General features: G+C 71.1%; 17 protein-coding genes. 9 read left to right on the top strand and 8 right to left on the bottom strand.

The annotated features are described in order from the left end of the window. Positions 1-85 precede the first annotated feature (85 nt). The 3 genes from ACFFRH_RS36865 (at position 86) to ACFFRH_RS36855 (ending at position 2,738) form a co-directional block, all read left to right on the top strand. On the top strand, positions 86-1,462 hold the full coding sequence (locus tag ACFFRH_RS36865; RefSeq protein ID WP_386162166.1) for a helix-turn-helix transcriptional regulator: 1,377 nt from the start codon (positions 86-88) through the stop codon (positions 1,460-1,462). 186 nt (positions 1,463-1,648) lie between these two features. Further along, positions 1,649-2,302 (top strand): DUF433 domain-containing protein, encoded by a 654-nt coding sequence (locus ACFFRH_RS36860; RefSeq protein ID WP_386162164.1) that lies wholly within the window; start codon positions 1,649-1,651, stop codon positions 2,300-2,302. Further along, positions 2,283-2,738 carry a PIN-like domain-containing protein gene (locus ACFFRH_RS36855; RefSeq protein ID WP_386162162.1) on the top strand — a complete coding sequence of 152 codons (456 nt, stop codon included), beginning with the start codon at positions 2,283-2,285 and terminating at the stop codon, positions 2,736-2,738. Before ACFFRH_RS36860 ends, ACFFRH_RS36855 begins: the two co-directional genes overlap by 20 nt. A 377-nt stretch (positions 2,739-3,115) precedes the next feature. Here the strand turns inward: ACFFRH_RS36855 and ACFFRH_RS36850 are convergent, their stop codons facing one another. Then, the gene (locus tag ACFFRH_RS36850; RefSeq protein WP_386162160.1) at positions 3,116-3,685 is read right to left on the bottom strand and encodes a TetR/AcrR family transcriptional regulator; all 570 of its coding nucleotides are present in this window, start codon (positions 3,683-3,685) and stop codon (positions 3,116-3,118) included. Between the two features lie 90 nt (positions 3,686-3,775). On the opposite strand from ACFFRH_RS36850, the gene ACFFRH_RS36845 reads away from it, so the two are divergent. After that, complete coding sequence (locus tag ACFFRH_RS36845; protein WP_386162159.1) at positions 3,776-4,741, top strand: ketopantoate reductase family protein; 966 nt, start codon at positions 3,776-3,778, stop codon at positions 4,739-4,741. 207 nt (positions 4,742-4,948) lie between these two features. Here the strand turns inward: ACFFRH_RS36845 and ACFFRH_RS36840 are convergent, their stop codons facing one another. Further along, positions 4,949-5,254, bottom strand: coding sequence for a hypothetical protein (locus tag ACFFRH_RS36840; protein WP_386162157.1), 306 nt, complete (start codon positions 5,252-5,254; stop codon positions 4,949-4,951). A gap of 103 nt (positions 5,255-5,357) precedes the next feature. Here ACFFRH_RS36840 and ACFFRH_RS36835 point away from each other — a divergent pair, with 103 nt between their 5' ends. The 3 genes from ACFFRH_RS36835 to ACFFRH_RS36825 all read left to right on the top strand — a co-directional run bounded on the left by ACFFRH_RS36835 (position 5,358) and on the right by ACFFRH_RS36825 (position 7,865). Continuing rightward, positions 5,358-5,594, top strand: a complete 237-nt coding sequence (locus ACFFRH_RS36835; RefSeq protein WP_386162156.1) for a hypothetical protein — start codon at positions 5,358-5,360, stop codon at positions 5,592-5,594. 364 nt (positions 5,595-5,958) lie between these two features. Then, the gene (locus ACFFRH_RS36830) at positions 5,959-6,432 is read left to right on the top strand and encodes a hypothetical protein (protein ID WP_386162154.1); all 474 of its coding nucleotides are present in this window, start codon (positions 5,959-5,961) and stop codon (positions 6,430-6,432) included. Between the two features lie 329 nt (positions 6,433-6,761). Then, positions 6,762-7,865 carry a lytic polysaccharide monooxygenase auxiliary activity family 9 protein gene (locus tag ACFFRH_RS36825; protein ID WP_386162152.1) on the top strand — a complete coding sequence of 368 codons (1,104 nt, stop codon included), beginning with the start codon at positions 6,762-6,764 and terminating at the stop codon, positions 7,863-7,865. Positions 7,866-7,931: 66 nt separating this feature from the next. Here ACFFRH_RS36825 and ACFFRH_RS36820 read toward each other — a convergent pair whose 3' ends face one another. The 6 genes from ACFFRH_RS36820 to ACFFRH_RS36795 all read right to left on the bottom strand — a co-directional run bounded on the left by ACFFRH_RS36820 (position 7,932) and on the right by ACFFRH_RS36795 (position 15,250). Beyond that, the gene (locus ACFFRH_RS36820) at positions 7,932-9,173 is read right to left on the bottom strand and encodes an MFS transporter (protein ID WP_386162150.1); all 1,242 of its coding nucleotides are present in this window, start codon (positions 9,171-9,173) and stop codon (positions 7,932-7,934) included. A gap of 44 nt (positions 9,174-9,217) precedes the next feature. Next, complete coding sequence (locus ACFFRH_RS36815) at positions 9,218-10,312, bottom strand: GntG family PLP-dependent aldolase (RefSeq protein WP_386162149.1); 1,095 nt, start codon at positions 10,310-10,312, stop codon at positions 9,218-9,220. Positions 10,313-10,447: 135 nt separating this feature from the next. Next, complete coding sequence (locus ACFFRH_RS36810) at positions 10,448-11,821, bottom strand: ATP-grasp domain-containing protein (protein WP_386162147.1); 1,374 nt, start codon at positions 11,819-11,821, stop codon at positions 10,448-10,450. Further along, complete coding sequence (locus ACFFRH_RS36805; protein ID WP_386162145.1) at positions 11,818-12,849, bottom strand: PLP-dependent cysteine synthase family protein; 1,032 nt, start codon at positions 12,847-12,849, stop codon at positions 11,818-11,820. The genes ACFFRH_RS36810 and ACFFRH_RS36805 overlap by 4 nt, the downstream gene beginning before the upstream one ends. Further along, positions 12,846-13,754, bottom strand: a complete 909-nt coding sequence (locus ACFFRH_RS36800; RefSeq protein WP_386162143.1) for a GHMP family kinase ATP-binding protein — start codon at positions 13,752-13,754, stop codon at positions 12,846-12,848. The genes ACFFRH_RS36805 and ACFFRH_RS36800 overlap by 4 nt, the downstream gene beginning before the upstream one ends. Beyond that, positions 13,751-15,250: a lyase family protein gene (locus tag ACFFRH_RS36795; protein WP_386162141.1), complete on the bottom strand. Its 1,500-nt coding sequence runs from the start codon at positions 15,248-15,250 to the stop codon at positions 13,751-13,753. The genes ACFFRH_RS36800 and ACFFRH_RS36795 overlap by 4 nt, the downstream gene beginning before the upstream one ends. A 127-nt stretch (positions 15,251-15,377) precedes the next feature. Between ACFFRH_RS36795 and ACFFRH_RS36790 the strand changes: the two genes are divergently transcribed. Both ACFFRH_RS36790 and ACFFRH_RS36785 read left to right on the top strand, forming a co-directional pair. Next, entirely contained in the window at positions 15,378-16,118 is a 741-nt protein-coding gene (locus ACFFRH_RS36790; RefSeq protein ID WP_386162139.1) for a helix-turn-helix domain-containing protein, read from the top strand. 7 nt (positions 16,119-16,125) lie between these two features. Then, on the top strand, positions 16,126-16,785 hold the full coding sequence (locus ACFFRH_RS36785; RefSeq protein ID WP_386162137.1) for a LuxR C-terminal-related transcriptional regulator: 660 nt from the start codon (positions 16,126-16,128) through the stop codon (positions 16,783-16,785). The last annotated feature ends 68 nt before the right edge of the window (positions 16,786-16,853 follow it).

Below are 16,853 nucleotides of genomic sequence, written 5' to 3'. Positions count from 1 at the left end.
AACTTAACGTTTTCTCGGATGGTGGCGGACGAGGCTCTTCGAATATCACAATGAGTTGTCGTCCGACTACCAAGGGGGAGTGGTTATGGGTGAGCCACATGGCGGCAAGGGGCGACCGGAGTTGGCCAGGGCACGTAGGCGGCGAGGGATGACCCAGGCAGCGGCGGCGGAGGCGGTCGGGGTGTCCGCTGCGGCCTGGGGCCGGTGGGAGCGAGGAGAGCAGGGGGTCCGGGCGTACAGCCGGAAGCGGATCGCGGCTGTGTTCGGGGTGGATGCGATAGAGGTCGAGCGCTGGATAGAAGGGTGGGCCTTCGCGGCGACATCATCGTGGCCGAACGCCGACTTCGGAGACGGTTCGCAGGCGGCTACCGTGAAGGCGGTCACGGATCTTTGGAGGTGTGAGTTGGACCCGTCCCGACGCGAGATGTTGGCCACGTTGCCGTTCGTGCCCGCGGCGCTGGGCGAGTGGCTGGTCTCCTGGGGTTACGGCACCCCCGTCGAGTCGGCGGCGCACCATGGATCCGGACAGATCGTGGGTCTCTCCGACATCACCCGGATCAACGAATCTCGCAGGGCGTTCAGCCTGATGGACCAGCAATTCGGGGCAGGGGTGGTACGCCCGGTGGTCATGAACTATCTGAACGGCAGCGTGACACCACTACTGCGTGGCCGCTACAACGACAAGGTCGGGGCCGAACTGATGGTCGCGGCGGCAGGAATGACCGAGCTGGCGGGCTGGACCGCCTTCGACCTTGGCCATCACGGCAAGGCCCAACACCATTTCGGTCAGGCGCTCAAACTGGCGAAGGCGGGAAGCGACCCTCTGTCGGGCGCCTGGGTGCTGATGACATTGACGCAGCAGGCGATCTATCTGCGGCAGCACAAGTGGGCGGAATGGCTGGCCCGTGCCGCCGTCGACACCGGGCGTCGAGCCGAAGCACCACCGCGTGTCATGGCGCTGATGCTGGTCAAGGAGGCGGGGGCGGTGGCTTCGTGGACCAGAGGGAACGGGACTCCCGGCGGTCATGTCGCAAAGCAGGTCGAGCGGTTGCTCGCCGAGGCCGAGCGCGCGGATGACCAGGGTTCCGACGACCGCGATCCAGACTGGCTTGCCTCGTACGGCAGGCCAGGACTGGTCGCGGCCATGGGGTGCTGCTGGCATCAGATCGGTGAGCATCGGCGGGCGGCCACCTTTGCGGAAACGGCGATACAGGGCTACGCCGGAGGATTTCCCCGCGCTGTTCAGTTTGCCCAGGTCAACGCAGCCGAGGCGTACCTAGGAATGGGTGAATTGGAAGAGGGGATCACCCGTGCGCGAGCCGCGATCCCGGAGATCAAGGCGCTGGCCTCTCCTCGTCTGGTGGAGCGCCTCCGGCAGTTCGCCGGTCGACTTGAGCCGTACAAGGGCAGCATGATGGTCCGCGAGTTCCGCGACCACCTCAACCACGAACTCGCCGCCTGAACACGCGAGAGCTATACGGACGTGCGGTCCCCTGGCGGAGCGCTGATGTCCCGTGGGACATCAGCGCTCCGCCAGAAGTCTCCGAAACGGTGCGGGGCGAAGTCGCATAGGGCCTGACCTGCTAGGCGAGATTTGCGATGATGTCTCGGGCAGGGCTCGGATCACGGAGCGGGGAGGGGTGAGGTGATGGCGTTCGACCCGAAGCTGGCGGCGGCGCTGTCGGGTGCCACGCTTCGTCAGCTCGCCCACTGGCGCAAGGCCGGCGTCAACCGTGGCGTGGTGCTGATCCCGGAGATTTCCAGCACCCGGCCCGTTCTCTACTCCTTCCGCGATGTGGTGGCGTTGCGGACCTGCGTCAAGCTGCGCAACGACGCCTCGCTGCAGAAGATCAGGCGGGCGCTCGACACCCTCCGCAGCGATTTGCAAGAGCACGATCACCTCTCGTCGTACACGCTGGTCGCCGACGGCAGCAGCATCTACCTGGCCGAATCTGACCAGGCGGTTGACCTGGTACGCAGAAAGGCCAACGTGGTCATCCACGAGATGGTCGATGTCCTGCAGCCGTTCTACCGCGATGGTAGGCACATCCCGCCGCTGCTGAGGCCCCGCGCGCATGTGACGGTGAATCCGGCGGTTCGCGGTGGAGTGCCGGTGATCGAGGGCACCCGCGTCCCCTATGACGAGGTCGCGGCCTTGCTCCGGGATGGACTCCCCCCGGAGCGGATCTCCGAGTACTACCCGAGCGTCACCCCTACAGCGGCCCTGGATGCCGCCGACTTCGCCGAGTACGTCAACAGTTACGATCCCCCCAAGGAACCACGTGAGGCTGCTGCTGGATGAGAACGTGTCCCGGCCGCTCCACCAGGCCATCGTCGCCTTCGTTCTGGGGCATGAGATCGTCCATCTGCTGGATCTCGACCGCTGGTCCGGGACCCGGGACGAAAACCTCTACCCCCGAGCGGTGGCCGAGGGATTCCACGTCATCCTGACCAACGACGCCCGGCAGATGCAGCGCCCTCGGGAGGTCGAGGCGATCGCCGCTTCCGGGCTGCACCGGATCGAATACCCGCACAAGCACCCCGGCATGATCGGAATCGGTCTGGCGATCGCCACTGTCGCCGCCGGACTGCCCGCTGCCTTGAATCTCCTCACCGACGCGGACGGGCAGCGCTTGGTGACCTTACGCGGCATCGACCCGACCCCGGCCAGTCGCCTGCGCATCGTCGATCCCGCTGCCACTCCGCCCAAGTACTGGCCGAAGCCGTCCCAGGAGTAACGCTTTGATCGAATGGAGCGGTCCGTGGCGGAGCACGCATCCGTCATTGTTCATTGCGGTTGCCTGATCACTTCTGGAGGACAGGCTTGGCGTCGCTCCGGCGGGGCAGCCGGAACGATTTTCGTGGACCCGGACCGCTTCAAAGCTGTCGCACCACAGCTTGCTACGCAAGGGTTACACGGTCCCGCCTTCGGTGACGTAGGCGGATTTCGACAAGAGTCAGAACTGGCAGAGCCGCGCCCTCATCGCCTTCGCGCACATCCCGGAACTTCACAGGCGTCCGGCATCAGCCGGGTGACCACCACCGGACCGTGTCTTCGCCCCGTACCACCAACCGGATCCTTCACTCGCGGTATGCGAACTCGTGTCGCACCTCGTCACAGCGGGCGGCGCAGCCCGTCCAGCACGAGGGTGATGACACCGTCGGCCTCGGCCCGCCAACCGGGGCGGTCATGGGCCGCACCGATGCCGTGCAGCGCCATCATCACGGCACCGGCGTCCACGTCGTCGCGAACGGTGCCGTCTCGTACGGCGGCGGCCACCAGGTCGGTGACGGCCTGCTCCAGCGCCTGGCCGCCTTCGGCGAGGACCCCCGAACGATCGGCCATGAGCGTGGCCAGCGTCCGGGCGAGGCCCTGGTGGGCGTCTATGTGGTCGACCATGCCGCGCAGGAAGGTCGCCAAAGCCTCCGCCGCGGGCAGCGTGGCCTGTAGCCGGCGGGCGCGGTCGCACAGCGCGGCGACCTCCCCGTGGTAGACCGCCTCGGCCAGTGCCTCCCGGGTGGGGAAGTGGCGGTACAGCGTGCCGGTGCCCACCCCGGCCAGGCGGGCGAAGTCATCGAAGCGCAGGTCGAAGAAGTCGCCGGCGTCGAAGACCTCTCGTGCCTTGGCGATCAGGGCGTCGCGGTTGCGTCGGGCGTCGGCCCGCAGCGGCCTGTCGGCGGTCATGCGCTACCTCGCGTTGACAAGTGGAGATGACCTCCATATCTTGGAAAATGGAGATGACCTCCATTTCGATTGTATCCCACGAGGTGCAGCTTGAAGATCCTGATGTTCGGCCGAGGCGTGATCGCCACCGTGTACGGCTGGGCCCTGGAACGGGCCGGGCATGACGTCGAGTTCTACGTCCGGCCGGGTCGCGCGGCGGCGTACGGGGACGCGGTGGACCTCGACCTGCTCGACACGCGGCGCCGGGTGTGGGGGCGGCGCGTCGTCGAGAAGTGGCCGGTGCGCTACCGCGAGGCGCTGGAGCCGGACCACGACTTCGACCTGATCGTGCTCAGCGTGCCGCACCACCGCCTCGCGGAGGCGACGGCCTTCCTGTCCCCGCGTGTCGGCCACGCCACGGTGCTGGTCTTCGGCAACATCTGGACCGAGCCGCCGGCCGCGATCGGCGCACTCCCCGTCGACCAGATCGCCTGGGGCTTTCCCCAGGCCGGTGGCGGTTTCGGTGCGGACGGCGTGCTCCGTGGGGTGCTGCTGCCGTCGGTCGTCTTCGGCACCTTCGGCCGGCCGCCGACCGACCGGGAGCGGGCCGTGCGCCAGGCGTTTCGCGAGGCCGGGCTCCGGCTCAAGGAGCAGCCTGACTTCCGCAGCTGGTTGTGGATCCATTTCGCGTTCGGCGCGGGCCTGCACTCGCAGGGCCTGAGACTGGGTTCCCTGTCCAAGCTGGCCGGGGCGACGGGCGACCTGCGCGAGGGGCTGCTGGCCGGCCGCGAGCTGCTGCCGCTCCTCAAGGCGCGCGGCCTTGACCTGCGACGTCACCGGGGCGCTGTGCTGCTGTTCCGGGCGCCCACCTGGCTGACGGCCCCCGCGCTCGCCTGGCTGACCGCTCATGTCGCGCCCGTGCGCGTGAATTTCGCGGCGCACTCCGATCCCGACGCCGAGGAGCCGCGTGAGGTCTGCCGGGACACCCTGGCCGAAGCACGACGGTTGGGCATCTCGGTACCGCGACTGGAGGCGGCGGAACCGAACTTCGCCCGTGAGGGGACGGGCCGAGTCTGAATTCACCGATGTCGTCGGTCCCGGTGGTCCGTTGCGGCTCCGTAGGTCTGGCCGATGTCACTCAGCCTGCTCCAGTCGGTGACCTGGTCGTTCGGAGGCGCGAGAAAGAAGGGGGAGATCACCACGAACCCGGGCAGTGCTACGGGTCGGCCTCCTCTGCGGGCAGCGGGGCCACCCCGCCCCGCTGCCCGCAGAGGCCGAGCTTGATCAGTCGACGCACATCGCGTAGTGAGTGGACTGGAAGACCCACGTGCCGCCGCCCGGGGAGACATAGGTCGTCAGGGTGTTGTAGGTCCCGGGGGTGCAGTCGTGGCCGACCGCGAGGACGGCCGCCCGGGCCCGCTGTTCGGCCGCCGCCAACCCGGCCGCGTAGGTGCTGCCCGCCCCCACGGCGGTGGCGCTGCGGGGAGTGTCATAGCCGTCGGCGTGCGCGGCCACGGGCATGGTCGCCAGGCCGGCCGCCACTACCGCCGAGACGAGGCCGAGCCGGCGGAGCCGAGTAACTTTTCGCATGCTTCTCCTACGGGGACGCGTCATTTGATCGACCGAGAATAATTTTCAAACGGACCGAGGTGAAGACGGCATTGGCCACTCGGTCCCCGGAATCCGGCCCATCATGCTGTTTCTTCGCGGTGGAGAATGTAATTTACATCCGGGCGAGGCTTTCGCCGGGGCGGCCCGCTATGCGGCCGAAAAAACGGGCGCGGTGATGGCGGGTCTGTCTCGCCCATGCGGCCCGCCGACAATGGTCGATCAGGCCGTCGATTATCTGTCGGCGTCGCAGGCGGACCCGATCGAGATCTCCGGGTGGAGCAGGGGCATGTGGTGGTTGAGGGGGCCGGCGGTCTCGTGAGCGACGGGGACGGTGCCGGTTGTGATGCCGTTCGTCCATCGGGTGCGGGCGACCGATGCGGTGTCCGGCACCCTTGAATCTTTCAAGGGTGCCTGATGTGGCGTGCGACCGGAAGGCCGAAACATCGGGCATACGCCTTCGGGTCCGGCGTCCGTGGAAATTTCATCAACGTCGCTGGTTGCGCGTTCTCCCTGGTGGTCGTTTCCCTGGAAGACAACGAATCGACCGGCGATGGATTCGGTCTTCGGGATCCCCTCGCCGTGTTGGTTGTGGCTCTGTTGAAATCGCTCGACCGTTGACCGTGCCGTGCGAATGATGCTGAATTCGCGGTGGCCGATGTCAGAAGCGTTGAGGAGGAACGGCGATGTTCGCTGCGAGACTGGTTCGCCGAGGGCTGGCGCTCGGATCCGCGCTGGTCGTCACCGGTACGTTGGGCATCGTGGGCCTCGCGCAACCCGCCGCCGCGACCACCGCCGTCCTGTACGCCACGGTGGACTGCACCGGTTCCAACCACTCCGGAGACACCCGCGACTGGTATCCCTCGAACGTGCGGCTCCACACCTCACCGCCCTCGGCGACCCCCGGCCTGGTCGCGGTCCCCGGCACGCACGCGTTCCAGTTCACCCAGACACTGCCCGACGGGGCCACGTCCATGGGGGTCACGGCCCAGTGCAGCAGCGGCCACTACCCCTACGGCGACTACAGCGGATCGGCCGGCCTCACCGGTATTCCGGCCGGAACGACCACCATCACCGCGAGCTGGGCCTGCTCCGCGGCACCGGTCTCTCCTGGGCCGTGGCTCACCGACTGCAGCCTGCGGTCGGTGTCGTTCAGCTAGATCTCGTCACGTTCCGCGCGAGACCGTACGTCTCCGGTCAGGCCCGATCCGGGCGATGTGACGCCCCCGGGAGGGCAGTCGTGCGGCAGGTCGCTCATCGGTTTCTCCGGGGGCTGCCCCTAGGGAAAATCATTCGGAAATGAACCTTTCATCCGTTTTATGGCGTATGGCCAGCTCCGGGCCGGTCGCCCTTCGAGAGCCGTGGAGCACGGTTGCCCCCCGCACGCGGATTGGGTGACGGTGGTGACCCTCTGGCGTGAGGACCCCTCCCTCACTCGGCGCGCCAGGACTCGTCCCCCCCCCGGCACTCGAAAAGGAGACCTGTACCGATGAGGTCACGTACGCTCCGACTCCTGCGCGACCAGTCCCACGCGCCCGGCGTCGCCTCCCTCCACCGGACCCCGGTCTGGCGGATGGTCGTCGCGGCGGCGGTCGCGGTCGCGACCGCGCTCATGTTCACCACCGTGATGGCGACCCCCGCCTCGGCGCACGGCTCGATCACCGACCCGCCCTCGCGCAACTACGGCTGCTGGGAGCGCTGGGGAAGTGACTTCCAGAACCCGGCCATGGCCCAGCAGGACCCGATGTGCTGGCAGGCCTGGCAGGACAACCCCAACGCGATGTGGAACTGGAACGGGCTGTTCCGCGAGGGCGTCGGCGGCAACCACCAGGCCGCGATCCCCGACGGGCAGCTGTGCAGCGGCGGCCGGACCGAAGGCGGCCGTTACAGGACCATGGACACGGTGGGCGCGTGGAAGACCGTGGACCGTCCCGCCTCGTTCACGATGAACCTGTACGACCAGGCCTCGCACGGCGCGGACTACATCCGCGTCTACGTCACCAAACAGGGCTTCAACCCCAAGACCCAGGCGCTGAAGTGGAGTGACCTGGAACTCGTCAACGAGCTGGGCAGCAGGCCCACCGGCACCACCACACCCATCCCGGTGAACGCGCCCGGCCGTACCGGCCACCACATCGTCTACACCGTCTGGCAGGCCAGCCACCTGGACCAGTCGTACTACTTCTGCAGCGACGTCAACTTCACCGGCGGCACGAACCCCACCCCGACCCCCACCCCGACGCCGACTCCCACCCCGACCCCGACGCCGACCCCCACGCCCACCCCGACCCCGGGCACCGGCGGCTGCTCGGCCACCTACCGCGTCGTCTCCCAGTGGTCCGGCGGCTTCCAGGCGGACGTGAGCGTGACCGCCGGCTCCCGGGCGATCACCGGCTGGACGGTGAACTGGACCTTCGCGGGCGGTGAGAAGGTCAACTCGGCGTGGAGCGCGACCGTGACCACCAGCGGATCCGCGGTCAGCGCCCGCAACGTCGCCTACAACGGCTCGCTGGGCGCCGGTGCCTCCACCTCCTTCGGGTTCACCGCCTCCGGTACCGGCGGCACCCCAACCCTCACCTGCACGGCGGCCTGACCCCCCACCCGCCGCGCACACGCCGGGGCCCCCCCCCCCCCCCGGGGGGGGGGCCCGGCAGTGCTTTCAGCCCCCGTTCGCGACCCCGAGGCGGTCCCGCACCGGACCGCCGGCCTGCCCGCCGCGCGGGACCAGGGCGGCGCCGAGCAGGGAGAGCGCGCAGGTGGCCCAGAAGACCGCGGGCAGGCCCGCGAGGGCGGCGACCAGGCCGCCGGCCGCGGCGCCCAGCGGCATGGCGCCCATGCCGATGAGACGGCAGGTGGCGTTCACCCGCCCGAGCAGGCCGTCGGGGATGAGCCGCTGGCGCAGCGAGACGGAGACGACGTTGGTGACGGCGTTGGCCGCGCCGATGCCCGCCGCGGCGGGGAAGACCGCGAGGGGGGAGGGGGTGAGCAGGGGGACCAGCAGCAGGAGCCCGTTGAGCAGCGTGACGCCCACCAGGGCGCCGTTCTCGCCGGCCAGCCGGGTGAGCCGCCCGGCGAGCACCGAACCGGCCACCGCCCCCGCCGCCAGCGTGGCCGCCAGGAAGCCGTACTGGCCGGGCGTGAGCCCCACGCGGGAGCCGCCGCCGACCACCCACAGCACGAAGACGGCGAAGTACGCGCCGTAGGCCAGGTTGAGCACGCCGGAGTACGCGGCGAGGCCGCGCAGGGCACGGTGCCCCCACAGGTAGCGCATGCCGTCGGCGATGTCGGCGCGCAACGCCTGCGCCGGGGCGGTCTCCGGGCGGAACCGGCCGCGCATGCCGAGCAGCAGGAGCGCGGCGCCCACGTACAGCAGGGCGGCCGTCCCGAAGACGGCGGTGGAGGCGACGCCGACCAGCAGGCCCGCGAGCGGCGCCCCGAGGAAGTGATTGCCGAGCGTCTGGGTCGCGACGAGCCGGCCGTTCGCCGCCTCCAGCCGGTCGCAGGCCAGCCCCGCCGGCAGCGCCGACTGGGCGGAGGTGTCGGCGAACACCTCCGCGGCCCCGGCGAGCAGCACCGCGGCCATCAGCACCGGCAGGGTGAGCACGCCGTACCACGCGGCGGCGGCCGTCGCCGCCAGCACGGCCGCGCGCGACCAGCCCGCCAGGATCATGATCCGGCGCCGGTCACGGCGGTCGGCGATCGCGCCCGCGTGCAGGGCGAACAGCAGCCACGGCAGCGTCGTGGCGGCGCTGACCAGCGACACCAGCACCGGCGAGCGGGTGAGGGAGATCGCCAGCAGGGGAACGCCGACGAGCAGGACGCCGTCGGCGAGGTTCGACAGGCCGGACGCCGCCCACAGGTGGTGGAACGGGCGCCCCAGCCCCGTCCCCGGACGATCCACGCTCTCTTTCGTATGCCCGCTCATCGGCCCGTTCTCGTCCGTTCTCATCGGCCGCTGGCGGCGAGCAGCTCGGCGAAGACCTTGATCGCCCGGTCGACGGCGTCGGTGCCGACCCCGGCGTGGGTCACCGCGCGGATCCGCCCGTGGCCCAGTTCCTCCACCCGGACGCCCCGGCGCCGGGCCGCCGCGATGAACGAGCGGGTGGTGTAGCGCTCGTCGCGTACGCGGAAGAACACCATGTTCGTGACCGGCGGGCCGGGGGTGAGCCGGACGCCCGGCAGGCGCGACAGCCCGCGGGCGAGACGGGCGGCCTTCTCGTGGTCCTCGGCGAGCCTGCCGGTCATCTCGGTGAGGGCGATGATGCCGCAGGCGGCGATCATGCCGGCCTGCCGCATGCCGCCGCCGAGCATCTTCCGCATCCGCCTTGCCTGGGCGATGATCGCCCGGTCGCCCACGAGGACCGACCCGATCGGCGCGCACAGGCCCTTCGACAGGCAGATCTGCACCGTGTCGGCGTAGAAGGCGATCTCCGCGGGGGTGACGCCCAGCGCGACCGAGGCGTTGAAGATGCGCGCCCCGTCCAGGTGCAGCGCCACCCCGTGCGAGCGCGTCAGCTGGGCCACCTCGGCGAGGTAGTCCAGCTGGAGCGGCAGGCCGCCGCACCGGTTCTGCGGCGTCTCCAGGCTGACCAGCGCCGGGGGCGCGATCTGCGGGTCGGCACGGTCGACCGTGCACGCCTCGGCGATGTCCTCCAGGCTGATCGTCCCGTCCGGCAGGTTGGGAAGCGGCTCGTAGACGATGCCGCCGCACATCGACGCGCCCCCGGCCTCGTAGACGTACAGGTCGGACTCGTGGCCGACGATCGCCTTGCCGCCGCGCGGGCAGTGCGCCAGCAGCGCCGCGAGGTTGGCCATCGTGCCGCTCGGCATCAGGCAGCCCGCGGCCTTGCCCAGCAGGTTGGCGGCGAGCCGTTCCAGCTTGGCCACCGTCGGGTCCTCGCCGTAGACGTCGTCGCCCAGCGGCGCGTTCGCGGCGGCCTCCAGCATCTCGGGGGTCGGCAGCGTGAAGGTGTCGCTGCGCAGCTCGATCTCGCCGCCGTCGTCGTTCTCTCCGGCGACCAGGTGGGGTGTGTCCAGCACGCTCGTCATGGGATTCCAATCGGGGGTTCCGGGAGGGGTGGTGAAGGTGACGGGGTGACGGGGGGACGGCCGGATCGGGGTTCCGGGAGGGGCGGTGAGGGCCGGAGGACCGGTGACGACCGGCGGGCGGGGGGTTTAGGAAGGGGAGATGCGGTAGCCCTGCCGGGGGATCTCGATCGGCAGCTCGCGGAGCAGGACGGGCCGCAGGTGCCCGAGCGCGGTGTCCAGCGCGTCGTACAGCTCGCTGTGACCGGGCGCGTGCGCGATCACGTAGCCGAGCCGGTCGTAGCTGCTGCGGGCCGGCCGCACCTCCGAGCCCGGCGGCGCCGTGACCGTCACCGCGTCGACACCCGGCACGGAGCCCGCGTCCTGCACCCCGGCCACCTCCAGCAGCGTGACCTTTCCCCGCTCGTTCCCGGTGCCGTCCGGCGCCAGCAGGAAGGCGATGCCCGCGGGCGTGAAGCGGTCGGGCAGCGGCAGCTGGTCCAGGTCGGCCGCGGCCCGCAGGTGCGCGTCGAGCAGGTCGAACCCGCACGCCCGCGCGACGACCTCGGGGATCATGCCGCCCGCGGGCCGGGCGTTGATCTCCACGACGTACGCGTGACCGTCGATGAGCTTCATCTCGATGTGGGTGGCGCCGTGGGTGATCCCGACGGCGGCCAGCGCGCGCAGCGCGGTTCCGGTGAGCACCCGGACCTCCTCCGCGGGCAGCGGCGCGGGGAAGACGTGCCCGCGCTCCACGAAGTGCGGCGGCGACGTCACCCGCTTGGCGGTGATGCCGACGCACCGGTGGAACCCGCCGGAGCTGACCGTCTCCACGCTGAACTCCGGGCCCGCAAGGTACCCCTCGATCAGCGCGGTCCTCGCGGTGGCCTGCCCCCGCACGTTGACTCCGGCCGAGATGATCCGGCGGCAGTGGGCGGCCACCTCCCCGGGCGTGGAGCAGAGCACCACGCTCAGCGAGCCGGTGTCGTCGACGGGCTTGACGACGCACGGCAGGGCGATCCGCGACAGCGCGACCACGATCCGCGAGTCGAAGTCGTCGCCGGGGCCGACCAGCTCGAAGGCGGGGGAGGGCAGCCTGGCCGCCGCCAGGGTACGGCGCATCCGTCCCTTGTCCCTGCAGGCGGCGACGGCCTCCGGCGGGTTGCCGGGAAGCCCGAGGTCGGCGGCGACCCTGGCGACCGCGGCGGTGTAGAACTCGCTGGTCGTGGTCACCCCGGCGATCTCGGCGACATCCCCGAGGGCGTGGCACAGCTCCGCGGCCAGGGTGTCGGGGGAGCCGGTGGCGCACGTGACGACCCGCACCCCGGTGGCCGCGAGCCCGCTGTAGCGCGCGGGGCTGTCGGTGGCGAGCACCGGGGTGAAGCCCAGCGCCGCCGCCCTGGCGAAGGCGAGCATCCCCGAGCCGGTGGTGTTGGACTCGACGAAGACGAGGATCGGGGCCGGGGCCGGAGGCGGTGCCGGGGACGGGGCCGAGGATGGAGGCGGGGCCGGGGGCGGGTTCATACGTACTCCAGGGCCCGGCCCAGTGTCGCGTAGGACCAGGTCACGGCGGTGTCGGTGAGCTGGATGGGGTCGGGGGCGAGCGGCGGGCGCAGGTCGGTCAGGCCGTGCGCGGCCCGGTACTCGGCGCTGTAGATCGTGTTCACGTACCGGTCGCCCCGGTCCGGGAAGATCACCACCACCGAGACGTCCGGGTCGAGCCGCGAGGCGAGCCAGCGCGCCACCTGGTAGGCCGAGCCCGAGCTGTTGCCCGCGAACACCTTCTCGTACGAGGCCAGCTCCAGCGTCGCGGCGAACGCCTCCCGGTCGGACAGCCAGTGGACCTCGTCGATGACCGAGAAGTCCACGTTGGCCGGGACCAGGCTGTTGCCCAGGCCGCTCTGCAGCCGTCTGGGCACGTCCGGCTGGCCGAAGATGGCGCTGCCGACCGCGTCGACGGCGACCACGCGCAATCCCGGGTTGGTCCGCCGCAGGGCCCGCGCCGTCCCGCACAGCGAGCCGCCGCTGCCCACCGCGCCCACCAGCACGTCGACCCGGCCGATCTCCGAGACGACCTCCTCGGCGAGGCGGTCGTAGGCGGCGGGATTGGCCGGGTTGTCGTACTGCCGGGGCCAGAACGCGCCCGGGTTGGCGGCCATCACGGCCTGCAGCCGCTCCAGCCGCGCGCTCTGCCAGCCGTTGCCGGTCATGGCGGGCACGATGTCCAGGGTGGCGCCCAGCGCCTCCAGCTTGGCCATGGTGATCGGGTCGATCCGCGGGTCGGTGACGATGTGCACCCCGTGGCCGAGGTACGTGCCGACCAGGGCGACCCCCATGGCCAGGGTGCCGGAGGAGCTCTCCACGATCAGGCCGCCGTCGGCCAGGACCCCCTCGGCCCTCGCGGTCAGGATCGCCTGCCTGGCGACGCGGTCCTTCATTCCGTACGGGTTGGCCAGCTCCAGCTTCGCGTGGACGGTCGCCCCGCCGGTCGCCCGCAGGCGCATCAGCGGGGTCCGGCCGATGGCGTCGATCGCGTCAGTTCTCAGTGTCATGTCCGACTCGTGCTCCTACAGACGATGAGGGGCCGCCCCAGCCGCTCCAGTTCCGTGAGGGCGCGGGCCAGCCGGGGACCGTGCTCGGGGTCGTGCCGGGCCAGCAGGATCCCCAGGCACGTGCCGCTGTGCCCGACGACCGTGCCGAGCCCGCCCACGTCGCGGCAGATCTCCTCCACCGCCGCCAGGTGAGGTTTGGCGTTGAAGGTCTGGAACAGCCGCGCGCTGGCGGAGGCGACCCTGCCGACCGCCGCCAGGTCGTGGTCGCGCACGGCGCGGGTGAGGTCGTCCAGGAGCTCGCCGTAGCGCACCGCCCAGTGGGCGGGGATCGGCTTCCTCGACCGGTTGAAGGCGACGGTGTCGACGCTCTCCCCGTCGTCGATCCCGGCGATGGTCAGCTGGGGGAGGGTGCCCATGCGCCGGTGCAGCCGCACCTGCCGGTGGAAGAACGCGGTGATCCCCGGGTGCATCACCCCGTCGGACGGCTCGATCTCGGCCATCATCTGTTTCAGCAGCCGGTTGGGCAGCTTCAGGCGGAAGGCCGAGTCCACCGCCCGCGCGGTGGCGACCAGGTCGGCGGTGGAGCTGGCCATGCCCTTGCCCTCGGGCAGCGCGCTGTTGAGCATCAGCCAGCCGCCGGTGTGCACCCCGTACCGCGACAGGATCCCGGTGGCCAGGCGCCGCGCCTTGTTCTTGTGCGGCGGCGAGACGATCACCTGGTCCAGCTGCGGGTCGGGTTCGAAGACCGCCTCCACGTACAGGTCGACGGGGAAGGTCACCAGGAAGTCCGTACCGGGGCCCAGGATCCCTTGCAGGAGCTCGCCGAACGTGCCGGGGGCGCGTCCCCGGCCGACCCCTCCGGCCCGGCCGGCGACGGTCTCCTCGATCGGCATCTGGATGGTCATGACAGATCGCCCGCCTTCGTGCCGGTGGTGTGCTCCCAGGCCTCCCGCAACCACCCGGACCGCTCCGCGGCTCCCCGTTCGGCGGCGGCCAGCCGGTCGCCGGTCTGCTCCAGGAGGAGACGGACCTGCTCGGGGCCGGTCGAGCCGCCGGTCCGCTTGCGCCACACGCTCGCCTCGGCGTCCAGCAGCCCGCGTACCTCGGCCTCCTCGACGGCGAGGGGGAAACCGAGCCGCTCGCCCGCGGCGGCGAGGTCCGGTGCCGAGAGCAGGTCGGGGGTGAGGGTGGCGGCCGGGTCGAGCCGTTCCATGGCGGCCGAGATCCAGGAGCCGACGACGACCTGCGCGCTCCTGGCCGGCACGCCGTGTTCGAGGGTGAGGTGGTTGGCGACGGTCGAGGCGGCCGTCAGCTCGCCGCGCGCCACCCGGCCCGCCCGCTCCGGGTGGAACCGTACGTTCGCGACCACCTGCTCGAACAGCGCCAGCATCGTGGCGCAGGTCGAGAAGAGGTCCTCCAGGAAGCGGGTGCTCTCCTTGGAGACCTCCACCAGATTGGTGTAGCCGGTGTTGCGCTGGCCGATCATGATGTCGTACGAGAGCCCGACCAGGTGGCCGGTCATCCCGCGCGCCCGCTCCAGGATCGGGAAGTTCCGCTTGTGCGGCATCGCCGAGGAGATCCCGGCGAGCTCGTCCGGCAGGTCGACGAACCGGCAGCTCGACCCGCTCCACCAGATCAGGTCGGTCAGGAACCGGCTCAGCGTGGTGCCGAGCACCGACAGCTCCCCGGCCGTGCGCAGCACCCAGGCGCGGGAGGCGACCGAGGTGAGCGCGTGCGGCTGTGGGCGGTCGAAGCCCAGCGCGACGGCGATCCGCTCCCGGTCCCACGGCAGCTCCAGCCCGGCCATCGCCCCGGCGCCCAGCGGGCAGAGGTTGACCGTGTCGAACAGCGCGAGGAGCGACTCCGTGGCGTCGGTCGCCGCCTCGGCGAGCGCGGCCAGGTAGAAGCCGAAGGTCATGGTCTGCGCGGTCTGGTGCTGGGTGTAGCCCGGCATGACCGACTCGGTGTGCCCGGCCGCGGCCCGCAGCGTGGCGCTGGCCAGCCCGCTCACCGCCGCCACCGTCTCCAGCAGCCGTTCCCTGCCGAGCATGAGCTGCGCGCACGCCTGGACGTCGTTGCGGCTGCGGTCGACGTGCCAGGCGTGCGCGCCCTCGGGGACACGTGCCTGGACGCACCTCTCCAGGGCGAACAGCGGGTCCGACATGGCCGCGGCGCGCTCGGCGCCGACCTGCTCGGGCGTCAGATCGAGCACCACCCGGTGGATCCGCTCCGCCGCGTCGTGGCCGAGCAGGCCCATCCGGGCGTACTCGGCGGTCTGGGTCAGCTCGATCCACCGGTAGTGCCGGAGCAGGGTGCGCATCTCCCAGTCGAAGCGCTGGGTCAGGACCGCGTCGTCGAGTAACCGTGCCGGGGGCCGCCGTATCCGTCCTGTCGGAAGCATGAGGCTCACGCTGCCAGCGCCCGTACGGTCTGACCAGGCAGAATGACCGGCGATATCGCGACGATATCCGACGATAACCAGATCTTCCTATGTTGACGGCATCCGATCGTCACCGGGAGGAAGTCACGTGAGGTCTGCACTTCTGTCCGACAGCCTGGGATTCGCCCAGCTGCTGCGCACCCATCGGGACAAGGCGCGGCTGACGCAGGAGGAACTGGCGGAGCGCGCCCGCCTGAGCGTGCGCACGCTGCGCGATCTCGAGCGGGGCCGTACCCGCTACCCGCACCGCACCTCGGTGCGCCGCCTGGCCGCCGCCCTGGAGCTGACCGGCGACGACCGTCTCACCTTCGAGGCCGCCCCGCCCCGCTCGCTCGGCGCCTCCGCCGTGGTGCCGCCCCCGGAGTGGGCGCTGCCCTCGGTGAGCGGCACCGTCGCGCTGAGCCGGCTCCCGCTGCTGCGGGAGGTCGAGGACACGGTGTCGGTCGCCTCCGGTGGCGGGGAGCCCGCGCTGGTGACCGTCACCGGCCCTCCGGGGGTCGGCAAGACCACCCTCGCCACCCAGTGCGCCCTGGTGCTGCGCCAGCGGATGGGGCTGGACGTCCTCTTCATCGACCTGGGCCGCGACCGGCGCGACCCCAGCGAGCTGCGCGACGCCGTGCGGCTGGCGCGCATCGGCCGCATGACGTCCCCGGTCTCCGGTGGGCGCTGCCTGCTCCTGCTCGACGACGCCGTCGGCGCCGACGGGCTGCCGGGAGGCCGGGTGCCGCCGCTGCTGGCACTCGGCTTCACCGGCGTCGTCGTCACCGGCAGGGAACCGCTCGCCGGACTCGTCCCGTCACGGCACATCGCCCTCGCGCGCCTGAGATGAGACACCGATGAACAACGGGGTTGGAACGGACATCCGGGTGCTGATCTGCTACTCGGAGAGACTGCTGCGCACGGCACTGTGCTCGATCCTCGCCGCCGAACCGGGGCTGCGCGTCGTGGGGGACGCCGGAGACGGGTTCGAGGCGGTGTCCAAGGCCAGGGGCCTGCGGCCGGACGTGGCCCTCGTCGACGAGCGGCTCACCGGCCTCGACGGCGTCCAGGTCACCGAGCGGCTCCGCGCCGACCCGCTGGCGGGCTCGGTGCGGAGCGTCATCCTGACGGAGCACCCCGAGGCCATGTTCGACGCCGTACGCGCCGGGGCCCGCGGCTTCCTGCTGCGCTCCAGCGACCAGGACGAGCTGGTCGGGGCGATCAGGGCGATCGCCCGGGGGGAGGCGTTCTTCGCGCCGCGGGTCGCCAGCAGCTTCCTGAGCCGCTTCGAGAACGGGCTCCCGTACCGCCCGCCCGAGGCCGTCAAGTCACTCACCGAACGCGAGCACGAGGTGCTCGCCCTGGTCGCCGACGGGCTGAACAACACCGAGATCGCGAGCAAGCTGTACGTGAGCCAGGCGACCGTCAAGTTCCACGTGTCCAACCTCCTCAGCAAGCTCAACCTTCGCGACCGTCTCCAGATGGCGGTGTTCGCGCACAAGGCCGGCGTCGTGTGACCTTCCGCCGGGCCGGGCCGGGCCGGGTCGGGCTGTGCCCCCGTGCCCCCGTGCCCCCGTGCTCTCGC

It is taken from the genome of Streptosporangium vulgare, assembly GCF_042428775.1.
Lineage (GTDB): Bacteria > Actinomycetota > Actinomycetes > Streptosporangiales > Streptosporangiaceae > Streptosporangium > Streptosporangium vulgare.
Note: the sequence above shows the minus strand (reverse complement) of the source record. Positions and strands in the feature narration are given on the sequence as shown.